The sequence below is a fragment of the Microbacterium tumbae genome (assembly GCF_054780175.1).
Genome location: NZ_BAAGWV010000001.1, coordinates 26654 through 44268 on the forward strand (window position 1 = coordinate 26654; position 17615 = coordinate 44268).

Annotated in this window: 22 protein-coding genes; 4 read left to right on the forward strand and 18 right to left on the reverse strand. The window is 68.7% G+C overall.

Annotated elements, in window-relative coordinates:
* Positions 1-93 precede the first annotated feature (93 nt).
* Positions 94-489, forward strand: coding sequence for a hypothetical protein (locus ACYVGQ_RS00105; protein WP_460782453.1), 396 nt, complete (start codon positions 94-96; stop codon positions 487-489).
* A 21-nt stretch (positions 490-510) separates the two neighbouring features.
* Positions 511-945: a hypothetical protein gene (locus tag ACYVGQ_RS00110; RefSeq protein ID WP_460782454.1), complete on the forward strand. Its 435-nt coding sequence runs from the start codon at positions 511-513 to the stop codon at positions 943-945.
* A 33-nt stretch (positions 946-978) separates the two neighbouring features.
* On the opposite strand, the gene ACYVGQ_RS00115 is transcribed toward ACYVGQ_RS00110, so the two are convergent.
* Positions 979-1797: an NADPH-dependent oxidoreductase gene (locus tag ACYVGQ_RS00115; protein WP_460782455.1), complete on the reverse strand. Its 819-nt coding sequence runs from the start codon at positions 1795-1797 to the stop codon at positions 979-981.
* A gap of 140 nt (positions 1798-1937) precedes the next feature.
* Here ACYVGQ_RS00115 and ACYVGQ_RS00120 point away from each other — a divergent pair, with 140 nt between their 5' ends.
* Positions 1938-3137, forward strand: coding sequence for a pyridoxal phosphate-dependent aminotransferase (locus ACYVGQ_RS00120; RefSeq protein WP_460782456.1), 1200 nt, complete (start codon positions 1938-1940; stop codon positions 3135-3137).
* Between the two features lie 88 nt (positions 3138-3225).
* Here ACYVGQ_RS00120 and ACYVGQ_RS00125 read toward each other — a convergent pair whose 3' ends face one another.
* From ACYVGQ_RS00125 to ACYVGQ_RS00150, 6 genes are read right to left on the reverse strand one after another with little or no spacing between them, the layout of a single operon-like run.
* Positions 3226-3621 carry a VOC family protein gene (locus ACYVGQ_RS00125; RefSeq protein ID WP_460782457.1) on the reverse strand — a complete coding sequence of 132 codons (396 nt, stop codon included), beginning with the start codon at positions 3619-3621 and terminating at the stop codon, positions 3226-3228.
* 40 nt (positions 3622-3661) lie between these two features.
* Positions 3662-4798 (reverse strand): UDP-N-acetylmuramate dehydrogenase, encoded by a 1137-nt coding sequence (locus ACYVGQ_RS00130; RefSeq protein WP_460783901.1) that lies wholly within the window; start codon positions 4796-4798, stop codon positions 3662-3664.
* 5 nt (positions 4799-4803) lie between these two features.
* Entirely contained in the window at positions 4804-5202 is a 399-nt protein-coding gene (locus ACYVGQ_RS00135) for a MaoC/PaaZ C-terminal domain-containing protein (protein WP_460783902.1), read from the reverse strand.
* Positions 5203-5204: 2 nt separating this feature from the next.
* Entirely contained in the window at positions 5205-5657 is a 453-nt protein-coding gene (locus ACYVGQ_RS00140; protein WP_460782458.1) for an FAS1-like dehydratase domain-containing protein, read from the reverse strand.
* Between the two features lie 30 nt (positions 5658-5687).
* Complete coding sequence (locus ACYVGQ_RS00145; protein ID WP_460782459.1) at positions 5688-6479, reverse strand: sulfite exporter TauE/SafE family protein; 792 nt, start codon at positions 6477-6479, stop codon at positions 5688-5690.
* Between the two features lie 9 nt (positions 6480-6488).
* Complete coding sequence (locus tag ACYVGQ_RS00150) at positions 6489-7340, reverse strand: ion transporter (protein ID WP_460782460.1); 852 nt, start codon at positions 7338-7340, stop codon at positions 6489-6491.
* 177 nt (positions 7341-7517) lie between these two features.
* On the opposite strand from ACYVGQ_RS00150, the gene ACYVGQ_RS00155 reads away from it, so the two are divergent.
* Positions 7518-9092, forward strand: a complete 1575-nt coding sequence (locus tag ACYVGQ_RS00155) for an AMP-binding protein (RefSeq protein WP_460782461.1) — start codon at positions 7518-7520, stop codon at positions 9090-9092.
* Between the two features lie 346 nt (positions 9093-9438).
* Here the strand turns inward: ACYVGQ_RS00155 and rplQ are convergent, their stop codons facing one another.
* The 11 genes from rplQ to secY form a co-directional block, all read right to left on the reverse strand.
* Positions 9439-9972, reverse strand: a complete 534-nt coding sequence (gene rplQ / locus ACYVGQ_RS00160) for a 50S ribosomal protein L17 (RefSeq protein ID WP_460782462.1) — start codon at positions 9970-9972, stop codon at positions 9439-9441.
* Positions 9973-10006: 34 nt separating this feature from the next.
* A complete protein-coding gene (locus ACYVGQ_RS00165) occupies positions 10007-10996 on the reverse strand; it encodes a DNA-directed RNA polymerase subunit alpha (protein ID WP_460782463.1) in 990 nt (329 codons plus the stop codon).
* Between the two features lie 119 nt (positions 10997-11115).
* Positions 11116-11514, reverse strand: a complete 399-nt coding sequence (gene rpsK / locus ACYVGQ_RS00170; RefSeq protein WP_045249905.1) for a 30S ribosomal protein S11 — start codon at positions 11512-11514, stop codon at positions 11116-11118.
* Positions 11515-11543: 29 nt separating this feature from the next.
* On the reverse strand, positions 11544-11918 hold the full coding sequence (gene rpsM, locus ACYVGQ_RS00175; RefSeq protein ID WP_460782465.1) for a 30S ribosomal protein S13: 375 nt from the start codon (positions 11916-11918) through the stop codon (positions 11544-11546).
* Between the two features lie 239 nt (positions 11919-12157).
* Positions 12158-12274, reverse strand: a complete 117-nt coding sequence (gene rpmJ, locus ACYVGQ_RS00180) for a 50S ribosomal protein L36 (RefSeq protein ID WP_005050492.1) — start codon at positions 12272-12274, stop codon at positions 12158-12160.
* A gap of 64 nt (positions 12275-12338) precedes the next feature.
* Positions 12339-12560 (reverse strand): translation initiation factor IF-1, encoded by a 222-nt coding sequence (gene infA / locus ACYVGQ_RS00185; protein WP_013583992.1) that lies wholly within the window; start codon positions 12558-12560, stop codon positions 12339-12341.
* Between the two features lie 166 nt (positions 12561-12726).
* Entirely contained in the window at positions 12727-13389 is a 663-nt protein-coding gene (locus ACYVGQ_RS00190; protein WP_460782467.1) for a DsbA family protein, read from the reverse strand.
* Between the two features lie 215 nt (positions 13390-13604).
* Entirely contained in the window at positions 13605-14585 is a 981-nt protein-coding gene (locus ACYVGQ_RS00195; protein WP_460782469.1) for a hypothetical protein, read from the reverse strand.
* Positions 14586-14790: 205 nt separating this feature from the next.
* Positions 14791-15615 carry a type I methionyl aminopeptidase gene (map, locus tag ACYVGQ_RS00200; RefSeq protein WP_460782470.1) on the reverse strand — a complete coding sequence of 275 codons (825 nt, stop codon included), beginning with the start codon at positions 15613-15615 and terminating at the stop codon, positions 14791-14793.
* A gap of 2 nt (positions 15616-15617) precedes the next feature.
* Entirely contained in the window at positions 15618-16214 is a 597-nt protein-coding gene (locus ACYVGQ_RS00205) for an adenylate kinase (RefSeq protein WP_460782471.1), read from the reverse strand.
* Complete coding sequence (gene secY, locus ACYVGQ_RS00210) at positions 16211-17533, reverse strand: preprotein translocase subunit SecY (RefSeq protein ID WP_460782472.1); 1323 nt, start codon at positions 17531-17533, stop codon at positions 16211-16213. The genes ACYVGQ_RS00205 and secY overlap by 4 nt, the downstream gene beginning before the upstream one ends.
* Between the last annotated feature and the right edge of the window lie 82 nt (positions 17534-17615).

Sequence of the window (17615 nt, forward strand, 5' to 3'; positions counted from 1 at the left end):
CAGCGCACAGGCAGGGCTCTGCGATCCGCTCGGCAGGGCCCTGCCTGTGGACAACTCCGAAGGCGTGCGCGCCGGTCCGGCTAGGGTCGCCGCATGTCGATTCCCCCCGCGCCATCGCCGTCGTCGATCCGCGCGCGCCGGATCGTGTCCGTCGTCCTGAGCGGATGCTCTGCATTCATGGCGGCCGTGATCCTGACGGCGTTGGCCGCGCGGAACGGGATCTTCCTCAGCGAGGGCTCGCACGGACTCCCCGGCTGGCAGAAGACCGCCGTCGACGCGCTCGGGATGCTCCCCTTCACCGCCTTCGCCGCGCTGCTGCTCGTGACGAGCATGCCCCGCCACGAGCCGGTGGACCGGATGCCTGCCCGGCTCCCTCTGGTGATGAGCCTGATCGCGCTCTCCCTCGTCGGCGCCTGCTTCCTCTTCCCTGCAGCGCTGGTCGGGCTCTCGCTGCTGATCGGCATGCTCTCCGGCGGTCTCGGCGGCTGAGCACGGGCATACGCTGGAGCCATGGCCGACTTCTGGGATGGCATCGCCGCACAGTTCCTGCAGCACTATCCGAGGGGCGTGCGCGTCCTCGCCGTGGCGGGAGCGGATGCCGAACGCTCCAGGATCGCGGCGGACGGCATCGCCGCCGCGCTCGACCGCGCCGGCATCGCCGCCGAGCGCGAGCATGCGGATGCCGTCGATGAGACGGCGCTGCGCGAGGAACTCGTCGGCCCCTTCCGCGCCGGCCGCTCCGCAGACCGGGTTCTCGTCGTCTCCGGCCCAGCCGCCCTGCTCTCCCCCACGGTCCGCGGCATGTGGCACTTCACCGTCTGGCAGCTGGCCGGGGACGAGCCGCCGCACTCCGCGGCATCCGCGCTCGTCGATCTCAGCGACCCCGCACACCCTGCGTCGCGCTTCGCGGACTACTGCGCACTGCCGGCATCGTACGGAGCGTGACCCGCGTCCGGGCCCCTCAGACGAGCGGCGCGCTCACCGCGACGGGAGCCCCCGCCGCTCCAGCGCCGCGCGCAACGTGTGCCGCCCGTGCAACGATGCGGCGCCTTCGACGCGCCGCAGGACCGCATCCACCCAACCGCGAGCAGCGCCCTGCGAGCGGTAGTACGCCGTGAGACGTTCCTCGTAGTCCTCGATCCGCGCCGCATCCGGCTCGTGGTAGATCTCGCGATGGCGCACGACATCCTGTGAGAGCCGCGGCTTGACGCCCGCAGCATCCGCGGGGTCGGGGTGACCCAGCGCGACCCCGACCACGGGGAACGCACCGTCCGGGAGTCCGAGCAGTTCGGAGAGCTGCTCGGGGTTGTTGCGCACCGAACCGACGAAGACCGCTCCGAGACCGAGCGACTCCGCGGCGACGACCGCGTTCTGCGCGGCCAGGGCGGCGTCGACGAATCCGACGAGCGTCGTCTCGACGAATCCGATGCCGTCCGCGGGCGCGCCCCGGCGCCGGGCGATGAGGGCGTTGCGGCCCCAATCCGCCACGAACACCAGGAAGACCGGCGCATCCCGGATGAAGGCCTGGTCTCCGGCGAGCACGGACGCCGCCGCCTTGCGCACCGGCTCGCGCAGCTCGACGACGGACCAGGACTGCAGGTTGGAGCTCGTCGCGGCGGACTGCGCTGCAGCGATGATCGCGGTCACGGTGGCGTCGTCGACGGGATCGGGCGTATAGCGCCGCACGGATCGATGTCGGTAGAGCAGCTCGATCGTCGCGTTCGAGGGCAGCGCCCCTTCGGGCGCTGCGCCTCCATAGCGCGACGGGAGCGCCAGCGCGGTCGGCGTCTCGGTCATGATCCGACCCTACGGGCGCCACGAGACCTCGGCTTCGAGACGGTCACGTCACGTCACAAGGCGGCGGCCGACCATCCGCGGGCATGACGTGACATCCCGAGACCGCGCGATCCTCGGCCCCGCCGAGTAGCATTTGTGACGTGACCGAACGCGCTCCCCTCTCCCGCAAGCTGTCCGCCATCGCCGAGTCGGCGACCCTCAAGGTCGACGCCAAGGCCAAGGCGCTGAAGGCGGACGGGAAGCCGGTCATCTCCTACGCCGCCGGCGAGCCGGACTTCGCGACGCCGCAGTTCATCGTGGATGCCGCGGCCGAGGCCCTCGCCGACCCCGCCAGCTACCGCTACACGCCGGCCGGCGGCCTCCCCGCGCTGCGCGAGGCCGTCGCCGCGAAGACGCTCAGGGATTCCGGCATCGAGGTCTCCCCCAGCCAGGTGATCATCACCAACGGCGGCAAGCAGGCCGTCTACCAGGCGTTCCAGGCGGTCGTGAACCCCGGCGACGAGGTGCTCCTGCCCGCGCCGTACTGGACCACCTACCCGGAGGCGATCCGTCTCGCAGACGGTGTCCCCGTCGAGGTCTTCGCCGGCGCCGAGCAGGACTACAAGGTCACGGTCGAGCAGCTCGAGGCGGCCCGCACCGAGCGCACCACGGCGATCGTGTTCGTCTCCCCCTCGAACCCGACCGGCGCCGTGTACACGCCGGAGGAGACGGCGGCGATCGGCGAGTGGGCCGTCGAGCACGGGATCTGGATCATCTCCGACGAGATCTATCAGAACCTCACCTACGAGGGCGCCAAGGCGGTCTCGATCGTCGAGGCGGTGCCGGATGCCGCGAACCAGACGATCCTCGTCAACGGCGTCGCCAAGACCTACGCGATGACCGGCTGGCGCGTGGGCTGGATGGTCGGTCCCTCCGATGCCATCAAGATCGCGGGCAACCTGCAGTCGCACCTCTCGAGCAATGTGAACAACATCGCGCAGAAAGCCGCGATCGCCGCCCTCAACGGACCGCAGACCGAGGCAGAGCAGTTCCGCGAGGCCTTCGACCGCCGCCGCCGCCTCATCGTCGCCGAGCTGTCGAAGATCGACGGCGTGACCGTGCCGAACCCGCTGGGCGCCTTCTACGTGTACCCCGATGTGCAGGGACTGCTGAACCGCGCCTGGGGCGGCGTGACGCCGACGACGACGCTCGAGCTCGCCGATCTCATCCTCGAGCAGGCCGAGGTCGCCGTCGTCCCGGGTGAGGCCTTCGGCCCGTCCGGCTACCTGCGCCTCTCCTATGCGCTCGGCGACGACCAGCTGCTCGAAGGCGTCCAGCGCCTGCAGCGGCTGTTCTCCTGACGGCGTCCCCCGCCGCCGCGCCGGGGTCAGGAGGATTCCGCGCGAAGACTCCCGGCCTCGCTGCGTCCCCCTGATCCCCGCAGCGGGCTCAGTCCTGGAACCCGATCAGCCAGCGGATGCCGTAACGGTCGACGACCTGGCCGTCGTAATCTCCCCAGGGACGCTTCTGCAGGGGATCGATGACGTTCCCGTCGTCGGCGAGCGCGTCGAACCAGCGCGTGAGAGTGCCGGCATCCGCGGCGCCCAGCAGGGAGAAGCTCACGCCGACCATGTGCGCGGCGTCCTCATCCGGACCGGCATCAGAGGCGAACAGCCGGACCGGACCGGTGAGCTGACCGTGCGCGACGGCATCGTCGGGGCCGTCGACCCGATTGAACTGCGCATACGTGAACAGCGAGAGCTCGCCCCCGAAGACGCCTTGGTAGAACGACAGGGCCTCCGCGGCGTTCCCGGGGAGGGCGAGATAGGGGACGAGTCCGCTCATGCCCCCACCCTAGACGGTGGGGAGGGGGAGGTCCCTGCGGTCAGAGCTCGACGTCGACGAGCACCGGCTCCGGCTGCAGGACGAGCCCGAACTCGGCGTGCACCCGGCTCTGGATGTACCGGGCGAGCTGGGCGATCTCGCCGGCGGTCGCGCCGCCGCGGTTCGTCAGCGCCAGGGCGTGCTTGGTGGAGACCCCCGCCCGCGACCGCGGCAGGCGGAACCCCTTGGCGATGCCCGCGTGCTCGATCAGCCACCCCGCGCTCACCTTGACGTCGGCGCGCGTCGCGGCGATCGGGGGCACCTGCCCGTCGAACGACCCCAGGGGGATCACGGTGACGGCGTCCAGGTCGGGCGCGACGGGCCACCGCGGGCACTCCGACGGCAGGGTCAGGGCGAAGGACTCCGGGACGATCGCGTTCTGGAAGAACGATCCGGCGCTCGCGGTGTCCGGATCGTCCGGGTTCAGCAGCATCCCCTTCGAGGCGCGCGTGGCGAGGATCTGCGCGCGCAGCCATGCCAGCGGGACGGGATCGTCGCTCTCCAGGCCCAGCGCCCGGCGCAGCTGCTCTCCGCGGACGACGCGCCCGGCATCCCCCACCTCGGCGAGATCGAGCGTCACGGACAGGATGACGGCACGGCGCCGGGCGACGTCGCCGTAGTGATGCTTGAGCACGGAGGTGCGGAAGCCCAGCCCGAGCTCGGACGCCGGCACCGTCGTCACCGCTCCGGTGCTCTCGTCGATGAGATCGACCTCGACGAGCGTCTCCTGGATCTCCTGACCGTAGGCGCCGATGTTCTGCACCGGAGCCGCTCCGACCGTGCCCGGGATTCCGCTCATCGCCTCGATGCCGGCGAGACCGTGCTCGACCGTGTACGCCACCAGCGCGTCCCAGTCGTGACCGGCCTGCACGCGCACCCTGGCACGCCCCGTATGCGGAGAGGGCAGGCGTTCGATCCCCTGCGTGAGCACCCGGATCACCGTGCCCTCGAAAGGCTCGTCGCCCACGAACAGGTTGGATCCTCCGCCCAGGACGAACCACTCGTCGCCCGTCGCCCAGACCTCGCGCAGAGCGGCGACGAGGTCCTCGGCGTTACGCGCTTCGAGCATCCGCTCCGGCGCCGCGCCCGTGCGCAGCGTCGTGAGCTCGGAGAGCGGGATCGGAGAGACCTCGGTCACGGCCGTCACAGCGCGACGCGCAGCTGCGCCTTGCCGAGCACGGTGGTCTCGCCGTGCTTCACGGTGAGGTCGATGCGGGCGCTCGTCTCGTCGACGGCGCCGACGACGGCTGTGACGGACACATCCGCCCCGGCATCCGGATCGACGACGACGGGGCGCGTGAACCGCACGCCGTACTCGCTGATCGTCGCGGCGTCGCCCAGCGCCGCGACGACGGCCGAGGCGGCGATCCCCATCGTGAGCATCCCGTGCGCCAGGACGCCGGGGAGCCCCACCGATGCCGCGACGTCGTCGCGGTAGTGGATCGGGTTGAAATCTCCCGAGGCGCCCGCGTAGCGGACCAGCGACTCGCGAGTGAGATGGACGGTGCGCTCGGCCACCACGTCTCCGACGGCGAACGACATGCTCACTCCCCCTCCTCGGAGCCGACCAGCAGCACGCTGGTGGCGGTCACGACGTGGGCCCCGGTCGCATCGGCGATCTCGGCCTCGCTCGTGATCATCGCGTTCCCGCCGACGGCGCGGATGCCGGTCACGGTCAGCCGGGCGCTGAGCTCGTCACCGGCGACGATCGGACGCGAGTACGCGAACCGCTGCTCGGCATGGATCGTGCGCGCCAGCTCGATGCCGGATCCCGGCTCGCTGAGCAGCTGCTGCAGCGTCTGGTCCTGGACGACCATCGCGAAGGTCGGCGGAGCGACGACGTCGGCGTAGCCGAGGGCGCGCGCGGCGTCCACGTCGGTGTGCAGCGGAGCATCGGCGAAGACGGCACGGGCGAACTCGCGCACCTTCTCCCGTCCGACGAGGTAGGGGGGCGTCGGCGGGAACTCCCGGCCGACCAGTTCGGTGTTCACAGGCACCACTCGAGTCTACCGATCGCCCCTGGGCGCTCAGCGCCGACGTCCCCTGATCGCCTTGAGCGCCATCTGGACGGCGATCACGACGAGGTATGCCGCGAAGAGCATGTTCGCGAGGAACGGGTCGATGAGGGTGGCGAGCCAGGCGCCGAACGCCGTCGTGGTGCATGCGGAGAGGCCGATGAGCCCGGCTCCGAGCAGATCGACATTCCGATTGCGCAGATTGCCGATCGTCCCGGAGATCGCGGTGGGGATCATCATCAGCAGCGAGGTCCCCTTCGCCTCCAGGTCGCTCGTGCCGAAGGCGAGCATGAGCACCGGGACGACGATCACGCCTCCTCCGACGCCGATGAGCCCGGCGAGGATGCCGGTGCCGACGCCGACCAGGAGGAGCGCCGCGCCGGACAGCCAGGTCAGCGCGAAGACGGCATCCCGCGAGGGGATGACGAGGAACAGGCTCACGATCACGACGACGAGGAAGCCGACGAACGCCCAGCGCAGCGCCGTCTGCGAGATCCTGGGCAGCAGCCGGGTGCCGATCTGCGCACCGATCACCGCGCCGATGGCCAGGAGGAGCGCAGGAATCCATGCCACGGACCCGGAGGCCGCGTAGGAGATCACGCCGACGGCGGCGGTCGGCACGATGGCCGCGAGCGAGGTGCCCGCTGCGAGCCTCTGATCGAAGTGCAGCACCAGGACGAGCAGCGGGACGATGACGGTGCCTCCGCCCACGCCGAACAGTCCGGAGAGGAGACCGGCGATCAGGCCGATGACGATGAAGGTGACGTAGGCCCTCGGGCCACGATGGATCCGGGTGTCAGTCACCCGACAACCCTACTCCTGCGCGACGACCCGTCCGTTCACCTCGACCGCCTGCGCGAGCGCAGCGATCTGCTCGCTCAGCAGCGCGAGCTCGGCGAGCACCTCGGCGTCCTCGTGATGACCGAGCGTCACCTCGTGCCGCGGCTCCTCCCCCTCCTCGACCCGGGATGCGTCGAGACCCTGCATCGCATCGACGATGATGGCGATGAAGAGGTTCAGCACGGTCAGCGCGCTGACGAGCACGAACGGGACGAAGAACGCCCAGGCCCACGGCAGCTCCGCCGCCACCGTCCTCGCCATCTCCGACCAGCCGTCCAGGGTCATGATCTGGAAGAGGGAGAACAGCGAAGCCGCGAGGTCTCCGAACATGTCGGGGAAGTCCCGGCCGAACAGCATCGTCGACATGACGGCGCCCACGTAGAAGATGATGGCCAGCAGAGCCGCGATCGACGCGATCCCCGGGACCGCCTTCACGAGGGCGTCGACGACCCGCCGCAGCGAGGGGATCACCGAGATGAGACGCAGGACGCGCAGGACCCGCAGCGCCCGGAGGACGGCGAGGCCGTCGGCGCCGGGGACGAGCGAGGCGGCCACGACGAGGAAGTCGAACACGTTCCACGCGTTCGTGAAGAAGCGCAGCCGCTGCGCGTAGAGCTTCAGGAGGATCTCGATGACGAAGATCCCGAGGCAGGCCGTGTCGATCACGTGCAGGACGTCCGCCAAGCCGTGCGCGATGTCCGGTACGGTCTCCAGGCCCAGGATCGCCGCGTTGATCAGGATGATCGCGACGACGATGCTCTGGACGGGTGCGGAGAGCACGAAGCCTCCGACGGCCTCGCGCGAGTGCCAGCGTGCTGTCGTCATGGTCGCCCCCTCCGAGCAGATGACAGCGGATGCTGAGAGCGACCCTTCCATGCCGAGGCCCCTGGGACGGCGTACCGTTCTGTGCGACACTGAACGCCAGCGGCCGTGCATGCGCCGGATCACGGCGGCCGATCCCGCGCATCGCACGGGCGAGACGAACTGATCGAAGGAGATCACATGGTCCAGAGCACTCTTCCCGCTGTCGAGATCCCCACGGTCCCGGTGTTCGACTTCCTCTTCGGCGACCTCGATCCGGCGCTGCTCGATTCGGTCGCCGTCATCGACGGCACGAGCGGCTCGGAGACCACCTACCGGCAGCTCATCGGGCAGATCCAGCTGTTCGCCGGCGCACTGGCGGCCCGCGGGGTCGGCGTCGGGACGAGGGTCGGGCTGCTCTGCCCGAACGTGCCCGTCTTCGCGGCCGTGTTCCACGGCATCCTCCGGGCGGGAGCGACCGCGACGACGATCAACTCGCTCTACACCGCCGAGGAGATCGCGATCCAGCTGCGCGACGCGGAGGCCTCGTGGCTCATCACGGTCACGCCCCTGCTGCCGGGGGCGAAGGCCGCAGCAGCGGAGGTCGGCATCCCCGACGACCACGTCATCGTGCTGGACGGGGCGGAGGGCCACCCCGATCTGCGATCGATGCTGGGCGAGGGGCGCGCAGCGCCGGAGGTGAGCTTCGACCCCGCCGAGCACCTCGCGGTGCTGCCATACTCCTCGGGGACCACCGGACGCCCCAAGGGCGTGATGCTCACGCACCGGAACCTCGTCGCGAACGTGGCCCAGTGCCGCTCGAACATCTCGCTCACCGACGAGGATCGCGTGCTCGCCGTCCTGCCGTTCTTCCACATCTACGGCATGACCGTGCTGCTGAACTTCGCACTGCGCCAGCGCGCGGCCCTCGTGACGATGCCGAAGTTCGATCTCGCCGAGTTCCTGCGCGTCGTGGACGACCACCGCACCACCTGGTTGTTCATCGCGCCGCCCATCGCGGTGGCGCTGGCGAAGCATCCGCTCGTGGAGCAGTACGACCTCTCCAGCGTGAAGGTCGTGTTCTCCGGAGCCGCTCCGCTCGACGGCACGCTCGCCGCCGCCGTCGCCGCACGCCTGGACTGCGTCGTCTGCCAGGGCTACGGGATGACGGAGACGAGCCCGGTCACCCACGCGATCCCGGTCGACCGCGACGATCTGGATCGCTCCACCGTCGGCCTGCTGCTCGCGAACACCGAGGCGCGCCTGGTGGATGTCGAGACCGGACGGGACGTCGCCGTGCCCGCCGAGGGCGCGAGCGCGCCCGGCGAACTCCTCATCCGCGGGCCTCAGGTCATGAAGGGATACCTGAACCGGCCGGAGGCGACGGCCGAGATGATCGACCAGGACGGCTGGCTGCACACCGGCGACATCGCGACCGCGACGCGGGACGGCGTCTTCCGCATCGTCGACCGGCTCAAGGAGCTCATCAAGTACAAGGGGTATCAGGTGGCACCGGCCGTGCTCGAAGCCGTGCTGCTGGAGCATCCCTCGGTCGCCGACGCCGCCGTCATCGGCGCCCTCGACGAGGACGGCCAGGAAGTGCCGAAGGCGTTCATCGTCACGCAGCAGGGCGTCTCCCTCACGGAGGCGGAGGTGACGGACTATGTCGCGGGGCGGGTCGCGCCGCACGAGAAGGTCCGTCAGGTGGAGTTCATCGCGGCCATCCCGAAGTCCACGTCGGGGAAGATCCTCCGAAAGGACCTCCGAACGCGCTGAGCGGGACGGCCGCTGTGCCTGTGCACAGATGCCGGCGACAGGCGCCGGCGACGATCCCTGGATGCCGGGGAAGGCGACGATCCACGGACCTCGTGACGATCCGCGGATAGTTCCGGTCCATCCGTCCGTGTTCCGTCACCGGATCCGTCTTCCGTCACGGCTCCTTCGTCGAGCCCGTTTCCGTCACGGCTCCGTCACCGGGTCTGTGCTCCGTGACGAGTCCGAGTTCCGCGCCGGGTCCGTCACCGAGCCCGTGCTCCATCACCGGATCGGTCTCCCGTCGCCGGTACGACGAAGAAGCCCGCCTCCCCTTGCGGGACGGCGGGCCTCTTCACGAAGCGGATGCTTACTCGGACTTCTCCTCGGCCGGAGCCTCGGCAGCCTCCTCAGCGGGAGCCTCCTCGACGGGCGCCTCAGCGGCCTCCTCGACGATCTCCTCCGCGGGAGCCTCCTCGGCGGGAGCCTCCTCGACGACCTTCTCGGCCTTCGGCGCGGCCTTGGCGGCCTTCTTCTTGGGCGTGACGGGCTCGAGGACGAGCTCGATCACGGCCATCGGAGCGTTGTCGCCCTTGCGGTTGCCGACCTTCGTGATGCGGGTGTAGCCGCCCTCGCGCTCCGCGACCAGCGGGGCGATCTCGGCGAACAGGACGTGCACGACTTCCTTGTCACCGATGACCGACAGCACGCGACGGCGTGCGTGCAGGTCGCCGCGCTTGGCGAAGGTGATCAGGCGCTCGGCGAGCGGACGGAGGCGCTTGGCCTTGGTCTCGGTCGTCTTGATCGACTTGTGGGTGAACAGGGCGGCAGCCAGGTTGGCCAGCAGCAGGCGCTCGTGGGCGGGGCCGCCTCCGAGGCGGGGACCCTTGGTGGGCTTGGGCATAATCGTCTACCTCTTGGTCAGAATTTCGGGAAGGTCAGAAGGACTCGTCTTCGCTGCCGCTGTAGAAGTGGGCGCCGTCGAAACCGGGCACCGAATCCTTGAGCGACAGACCGAGCGAGATGAGCTTGTCGCGCACCTCGTCGACCGACTTCTGGCCGAAGTTGCGGATGTTCATCAGCTGCGTCTCGGACAGCGCCACGAGCTCGGACACCGTGTTGATGCCCTCGCGCTTGAGGCAGTTGTACGAGCGGACCGACAGGTCGAGATCCTCGATCGGCATCGACAGCTCGCTGGAGTTCACGGCCTCCACCGGCGCGGGGCCGATCTCGATGCCCTCCGCCTCGACGTTCAGCTCGCGGGCGAGGCCGAACAGCTCGGTGAGGGTCTTGGCGGCCGAGGCGACGGCGTCGCGCGGGCTGATCGCGGACTTCGTCTCGACGTCGAGGACGAGCTTGTCGAAGTCGGTGCGCTCACCGGCACGGGTGGCCTCGACGCGGTAGCTGACCTTGAGGACGGGCGAGTAGATCGAGTCGATCGGGATCTGACCGGCCTCGGCGTACTCGTTGCGGTTCTGCGTCGCGGACACGTAGCCGCGGCCGCGCTCGATGATGAGCTCCAGCTCGAACTTCGCGGTGTCGTTCAGCGTCGCGATGACGAGCTCGGGGTTGTGCACCTCGACGCCGGCCGGAGCGGAGATGTCGGCGGCGGTGACCTCGCCGGCGCCCGTCTTGCGCAGGTAGGCGGTGATGGGCTCGTCGCGCTCCGACGAGACGACGAGCTGCTTGATGTTGAGGATGATCTCGGTGACATCCTCCTTCACGCCGGGGATGGTGCTGAACTCGTGCAGCACGCCATCGATGCGGATGCTCGTGACGGCAGCGCCGGGGATCGACGACAGCAGGCTGCGGCGGAGCGCGTTGCCGATCGTGTACCCGAAGCCGGGCTCAAGCGGCTCGACGATGAACCGGCTGCGGTTCTCGACGATCTTTTCCTCGGTGAGTGTGGGACGCTGTGCGATGAGCACGGTGTGTTCCTTTCGATCACATGCCCGCTATATGACATGTGGTGGGTGAGGTGTTGAGTTGTGGAAACCTGCGTCGAGGATGCCGGCCCCTGTCGGGACCGGCATCCTCGTTCACGAGATCAGACGCGGCGGCGCTTCGGCGGACGGCAGCCGTTGTGGGCCTGCGGCGTCACGTCCTGGATCGAGCCGACCTCGAGGCCGGCGGCCTGCAGCGAGCGAATCGCGGTCTCGCGGCCCGAGCCCGGACCCTTCACGAAGACGTCCACCTTCTTGACACCGTGCTCCTGAGCCTGGCGTGCGGCCGACTCGGCGGCCATGCCTGCCGCGTACGGGGTCGACTTGCGCGAGCCCTTGAAGCCCACGCCACCGGACGACGCCCAGCTGATGACGGCGCCGGACGGGTCGGTGATGGAAACGATCGTGTTGTTGAACGTCGACTTGATGTGGGCCTGGCCCAGCGCGATGTTCTTCTTCTCCTTGCGGCGCGGCTTGCGCGCGGCGGCCTTGGGTGCAGCCATGAAAGTCTTCTCCTAGTCCCTGGCCGCGCTCAGCGGGCCTTCTTCTTGCCGGCGACGGTGCGCTTCGGGCCCTTGCGGGTGCGGGCGTTGGTCTTGGTGCGCTGACCACGGACCGGGAGGCCACGACGGTGGCGGATGCCCTCGTAGGAGCCGATCTCGACCTTGCGGCGGATGTCTGCTGCAACCTCGCGGCGCAGGTCGCCCTCCACCTTGTAGTTGCCTTCGATGTGGTCGCGGAGTGCGACGAGCTGGTCGTCCGTGAGGTCCTTCACGCGGATCGACTCGTCGATCTCGGTGGCCTTGAGGATCTCGACCGAACGGGTACGGCCGACGCCGTAGATGTAGGTAAGGGCGATCACCACGCGCTTGTCGCGCGGGATGTCAACGCCGGCAAGACGTGCCATGCGATTCTCCTGGGATGAGTAGAGGTGTGGAGCAGGATGGGGACCCGGGCCTCTGTCCCGAGGTGTCCCCCACGCGCGTGGGATCTTGATCCTGCCTGAATGCGTATTGAGTTGTGAGTCGGATCCGACGAGCCGCCGCGGGGCCGGCCTGGACTGAGCTGCGGCTCAGCCCTGGCGCTGCTCCCCGGCTTCGCCGGGCTTACGAGCACCGCGTGACGGGCACGAGCTGCGGTGGGGCGTCAGCCCTGCCGCTGCTTGTGCCTGGGGTTGCTCTTGCAGATCACCATGACGCGGCCGTGACGTCGGATCACCTTGCAGTGATCGCAGATGGGCTTGACGCTGGGGTTGACCTTCATTGTGTTTCCTGTTCGCTGTCTTCACCGGGCAGGCATGTCGCCTGGGGCGTTACTTCTCGACCGATCAGCGGTAGCGGTAGACGATGCGGCCGCGGGTCAGATCGTAGGGGCTGAGCTCCACGACCACGCGGTCCTCGGGGATGATGCGGATGTAGTTCTGCCGCATCTTTCCGGAGATCGTCGCCAGAACCTTGTGCCCGTTGGTGAGCTCAACGCGGAACATCGCGTTGGGCAGCGCCTCGGACACGGTTCCCTCGATCTCGATGACACCGTCTTTCTTAGCCATAGCCTCGCTGACGCTTCTGCAGACCGGTCGATCTGCGGTGGATGGGATGGGTGGATGCCCGCCTCGCCGGACACGCCGAACCAGGCGCAAAGCACCAAAGATCTATATTAGACGACGGCAGCGCATCCGGCAAATGGAGCGCTGCCGTCGCTCCTGCGATCCCGGCTCAGCCGAAGATCTCGGCGAACCGGGTGGGGATGTCGCCGTTGTCGATGCGCTCTCCGTCGATCTCGACGGTCGGCGTGCCGCCGATCTCGTGCGCGTCGGCCTGGTCCTCGGTGAACTGCATGTAGGAGCCGTCCGCGATGCAGTCCGCGGCCGCGCTCGCGCCCGCCTGCTCCGCGAGGGCTGCCAGCTCATCGGCGGTGAGACCGGCGGTGTTCTCCTCCGGCTGATTCGCGAACAGGAGGTTGAAGTAGTCCAGCGCGGCATCGGGGGCGGCCTCGGCCACGCAGTACATCGAGCCGGCCGAGAGCGAGGAGTACTCGCCGGTGGTCGAGTAGCGGTTCAGGATCGAGATCGGGTGGATGTTCAGCGTGATCTCGTCGTTCGACGCCGCCGTCTGCAGGGTCTCCCCGTAGGCATCCTCGAACTGACCGCAGATCGGGCACATGAAGTCGACGTAGGTGTCGATCGTGGTCTCGCCCTCGCCGAAGGAGATCGCGCCGCTCTCCTGGTCGATGAGCGCGCTGCTCTCCGGAGCGGTGCCGGGCGCGGTGGCCTGGTTGTTGAGGAACACGACGAGCCCGGCGATCGCGACGAGGACGACCACCACGGCCGTGGAGACGCCGATCACGAACCAATTGGGCCTGCTCTGTGCTGCTGCCATTGTCTTCCGATCTTCCAGGGCACACGCAGGGCGCGGTCCCGCTGACGCTTGCGGGCGCAGACGCGCCTCAGCATGCATCCTGTCGCATATTCCTATGCCCCTGTTGTGAACCCGCCTCCCCCTCTCCTCCCCCTCTCTCTCCCGGCGAGACTTGGGTTGTGGAGCGAGACGTGTCCAGGCTGTGCCATTGTCACCTCGCAAAGTAAGTCCGGCGGTCAGGAGACCTTCAGCGCCCGTGGACGGGAACGCAACGTCGCGAGCAACTCAGGTCGGGCGAGGCGGACCCGGCGAACGCCGGCGCTGTCGAGCGCTGCGCAGAGCGGGCCGACCTGCCACGCATCTGCCGGCATCCACCTCGCGAACGGATGCCCGTGCCGGCGCAGGCGATCCTCTCGCCGCTTTTCGTCGGCGAGCTTGCGAGCAGCCTCGTCCGGGGAGTCCAACGCGTACTTGCCCCATCCGTCCGCCTCACCGACCGTCTTGCTCCGTATGAAGAAGAAATCGCAGCGATCCAGGTGCCCGTCATAGCGGAACACCTGCTGGAGAACGGGCGGCTCGTAGCCCGCCCAGAGGATCACCGCACGGCTGACGCTCTCATGGGGCGACTCGGCCCGGCCATCGGCGTTCGCCCAGACCCAGCGCATCCGCGCACGTCCGCGACTGGAGCTCCGCTCTGCGCTTCTAGCGCAGAGGTCGTCGAGGATCAGCGTGCCGCCCTGGACCGCAGACAGGGCAGCATCCGCCACCGCGAGCGCGTCGGCAGGGCGCATCACGCCGGCGAGATCGATGACGGTGTCCTGAAGACTCGTGACGAGGATCCCACCGATCCGCTGGACCTCCCGTGGCGTCTCGCTCACATGGACGCGGACATCTCCGGATGCTTGCGCGCTGACGCCCGCCGGGTCGTACACATGGATGCAGCACGTCTCTCCGAACGAAGGCAGCCCGTGCACGAGCGCGGCGGACTCGAGGCACAGCACCGCGTCCGGATGCCGGCGGAGGTAGGCATGCACGCGCACCGCATAGCGCTCCCACGGTGTGAGCTTCGCGTACCGCTGCGCATGCACGTACACCCCCTTGCGCAATCGCCTCCAGCTCGCGGAGGTCAGGTCCAGCCCGAGCAGCACAGCATCCGCAGTGGTGTGGATCGGCACGGGCGATTCGAGCACGGCCCGGTCCGAGAGCAGAAGCGGCATGCGCTCATTGTGCACATTCCTCGGTCGCCGTGCTCGCGCGCGATCCCCGTTCCCACGACAGCTGTGGACAACGCGCTCCGCCCCGCCCCCTGTGCAGGCCCGCCGCCCCCGCCCGGGGCGGCGTCGAGACTTGTCTTGCCGAGTGAGGCTGGCACTGCCGAGACAAGCGCCACCCCGCAACATAAGTCTCAGCGGGCGAGCCAGGCTAAAGCGGGACGGGAGTCACGCCGAAGGGAGCGAGGCCCGCGGCCCCGCCGTCGGCCGCGGTCAGCACCCAGATGCCGTCCGCGTGCAGCGCGACGCTGTGCTCCCAGTGCGAGCCGTCACTGCCGTCGACGGTGGTGACGGTCCAGTCGTCGTCCTCCACGAACGTCGCCTCGCCGCCGGCGGTCACCATCGGCTCGATCGCGAGGACCAGGCCCGGCTTCAGCTCGGCGCCGGGATCGGGAGTGCGGTAGTTGAACACGCTCGGCGATTCGTGCATCTTCCGGCCGATGCCGTGGCCGACGTACTCGCGGAGGATGCCGTACTCGCCCTGCGCCTCGATATAGCCCTCGATCGCTGCGCCGATGTCGCCGACGTTACGGACGGCGGTCATCGCGGCGATGCCGGCCCACATCGATCCCTCGGTCACCCGTGAGAGCTCTTCGCGCGCGGCGACGAGCTCCGGCCGCGCAGCGTCGGGGACGATGAAGGTGCGAGCGCTGTCGCCGTTCCATCCGCGGAACTGCGCACCGCTGTCGACGGAGACGATGTCCCCCGGCTGCAGGATGCGATCCCCTGGAATTCCGTGCACCACCTGGTCGTTCACCGAGATGCAGGTGGTATGACGGTAGCCGCGCACCAACTGGAAGTTCGACTCCGCGCCGCGAGCGAGGATCGCCGCGTTCGCAGCCGCGTCGATCTCCGCAGTCGTGATGCCGGGACGCACCAGATCGCGCGCGGCGTCCAGCGACGCCGCCGTGATCAGTCCAGGCTCGATCATCGCCCTCAGCTGCGCGGGGGTCTTGTAGATCGAACGGCGGAACACGCTCAGACCGTCACGCGCAGACCGCGCGCGTCCAGCGCTGCGGTGATGCGCTCGGTGATCTCGTCGAGCGAGCCGACCCCGTCGATCCGGTCGACGATGCCCCGCTCGCCGTACACGGCCACGATGGGCGCAGTCTCGTTCTCGTAGATGTCCAGACGATGCGCGATGGCCTCTTCGGTGTCGTCCGAGCGGCCCTGCTCCTCGGCACGCAGCTTCAGACGGGCGATGCTCTCGCCGCGCGGCACGTCCAACAGGATGACCGCGTCCAGCGCCTCGCCGCGCCCGGAGAGATACTCGTCCAGGTCGCCGACCTGGACGGCGTTGCGCGGATACCCGTCCAGCAGGAAGCCGTTCACGGCATCCTGCTGCGACAGACGATCGCGCACGATCTCACCGGTGAGCTCATCGGGGACGAGGTCGCCGCGATCGAGGATCTCCGTGACCTGCTTGCCGAGCTCGGTGCCGCCCTTGATGTTCGCGCGGAACATGTCGCCGGTCGAGACCACCGGGATCCCGAACGCCTCGGCGATGCGCACGCCCTGAGTGCCCTTGCCCGATCCCTGCGGGCCGACGATGAGAAGACGAGCGGATCGCGTCATCGGAGCAGCCCTTCGTAGTGACGCTGCTGCAGCTGCGCGTCGATCTGCTTGACCGTCTCGAGCCCCACGCCCACGATGATGAGGATCGACGCGCCGCCGAACGGGAAGTTCTGGTTGGCGCCGACGGTGGCGAGGGCGACCAGCGGGATCAGCGCGATCAGACCGAGGTAGATCGAGCCGGGAAGGGTGATGCGGGTGAGGACGTAGTCCAGGTACTCCGCGGTCGGGCGTCCCGCGCGGATGCCCGGGATGAACCCGCCGTACTTCTTCATGTTGTCCGCGACCTCGACCGGGTTGAACGTGATCGCCACGTAGAAGTACGTGAAGCCGATGATCAGCAGGAAGTACGCCGCCATGTAGAGCGGGTGGTCGCCCGTCGTGAAGTACTGCGAGATCCATGTGACCCAGGCCGCCGGCTCTGTGCCATCCTGCGGAGTGTTGAACTGCGCGATGAGCATCGGGATGTACAGCAGCGAGGAGGCGAAGATGACCGGGATCACGCCGGCCATGTTCACCTTGATCGGAATGTACGTGTTCGTCCCGCCGTAGGTGCGGCGTCCGACCATCCGCTTCGCGTACTGCACGGGGATGCGGCGCTGCGACTGCTCGACGAACACGACGAGGCCCATCACGATGATGCCGACGGCGAGGACGAGGAGGAACACCTCGAAGCCGTTGGTCTCCCAGATGGTCCACATCGCGGCCGGGAAGGTCGCCGCGATGGACGTGAAGATCAGCAGGGACATGCCGTTGCCGATGCCGCGCTCGGTGACGAGCTCCGCGAACCACATGATGAGGCCGGTACCGGCGGTCATCGCGATGATCACGAGCAGCTGCGCCCACCAGACATCGTTGGTCAGCAGGTTCTGGCACGCCGCGACATCGGTGGTGCCGAAGAGCTGCCCGCTGCGGGCCACCGTGACGAGGGTCGTCGACTGCAGCAGCGCGAGGGCGATCGTGAGGTAGCGGGTGTACTGCGTGAGCCGTGCCTGACCGGCCTGGCCCTCCTTGTGCAGTGCCTCGAAGTGCGGGATGACCACGCGCAGCAGCTGCGTGATGATCGTCGCCGTGATGTACGGCATGACGCCCAGCGCGAAGATCGACAGCTGCAGCAGCGCGCCGCCGGAGAAGAGGTTGACGAGACTCAGCAGGCCCTCGGTGCCCGAGTTGATACGGAGGCACTCCTCGACGTTCGGGAAGTGCACGAACGGAGCAGGGATATGCGAGCCGAGACGGTAGATGGCGATGATCGCCAGGGTGAAACCGATCTTCCGACGCAGGTCGGGCGTGCGGAAGATCCGCGCGATGGCGCTAAACAAGGGCTTTCCTCCTGAAAGGTCGCCGATCCCCGTAGGACGGCCGAAACTCCAGAGTAACGCACAGAGGGGCCGGAGAATTCTC

Bases quoted from the DNA above. Each gene is read 5' to 3' on its own strand.
- ACYVGQ_RS00105 (WP_460782453.1), top strand. From the start codon at position 94: ATGTCGATTCCCCCCGCGCCATCGCCGTCGTCGATCCGCGCGCGCCGG.
- ACYVGQ_RS00110 (WP_460782454.1), top strand. From the start codon at position 511: ATGGCCGACTTCTGGGATGGCATCGCCGCACAGTTCCTGCAGCACTAT.
- ACYVGQ_RS00115 (WP_460782455.1), bottom strand. From the start codon at position 1,797: ATGACCGAGACGCCGACCGCGCTGGCGCTCCCGTCGCGCTATGGAGGC.
- ACYVGQ_RS00125 (WP_460782457.1), bottom strand. From the start codon at position 3,621: ATGAGCGGACTCGTCCCCTATCTCGCCCTCCCCGGGAACGCCGCGGAG.
- ACYVGQ_RS00135 (WP_460783902.1), bottom strand. From the start codon at position 5,202: ATGTCGTTCGCCGTCGGAGACGTGGTGGCCGAGCGCACCGTCCATCTC.
- ACYVGQ_RS00150 (WP_460782460.1), bottom strand. From the start codon at position 7,340: ATGACGACAGCACGCTGGCACTCGCGCGAGGCCGTCGGAGGCTTCGTG.
- ACYVGQ_RS00155 (WP_460782461.1), top strand. From the start codon at position 7,518: ATGGTCCAGAGCACTCTTCCCGCTGTCGAGATCCCCACGGTCCCGGTG.
- rplQ (WP_460782462.1), bottom strand. From the start codon at position 9,972: ATGCCCAAGCCCACCAAGGGTCCCCGCCTCGGAGGCGGCCCCGCCCAC.
- rpsK (WP_045249905.1), bottom strand. From the start codon at position 11,514: ATGGCTGCACCCAAGGCCGCCGCGCGCAAGCCGCGCCGCAAGGAGAAG.
- rpsM (WP_460782465.1), bottom strand. From the start codon at position 11,918: ATGGCACGTCTTGCCGGCGTTGACATCCCGCGCGACAAGCGCGTGGTG.
- rpmJ (WP_005050492.1), bottom strand. From the start codon at position 12,274: ATGAAGGTCAACCCCAGCGTCAAGCCCATCTGCGATCACTGCAAGGTG.
- infA (WP_013583992.1), bottom strand. From the start codon at position 12,560: ATGGCTAAGAAAGACGGTGTCATCGAGATCGAGGGAACCGTGTCCGAG.
- ACYVGQ_RS00190 (WP_460782467.1), bottom strand. From the start codon at position 13,389: ATGGCAGCAGCACAGAGCAGGCCCAATTGGTTCGTGATCGGCGTCTCC.
- ACYVGQ_RS00195 (WP_460782469.1), bottom strand. From the start codon at position 14,585: ATGCCGCTTCTGCTCTCGGACCGGGCCGTGCTCGAATCGCCCGTGCCG.
- ACYVGQ_RS00205 (WP_460782471.1), bottom strand. From the start codon at position 16,214: ATGACGCGATCCGCTCGTCTTCTCATCGTCGGCCCGCAGGGATCGGGC.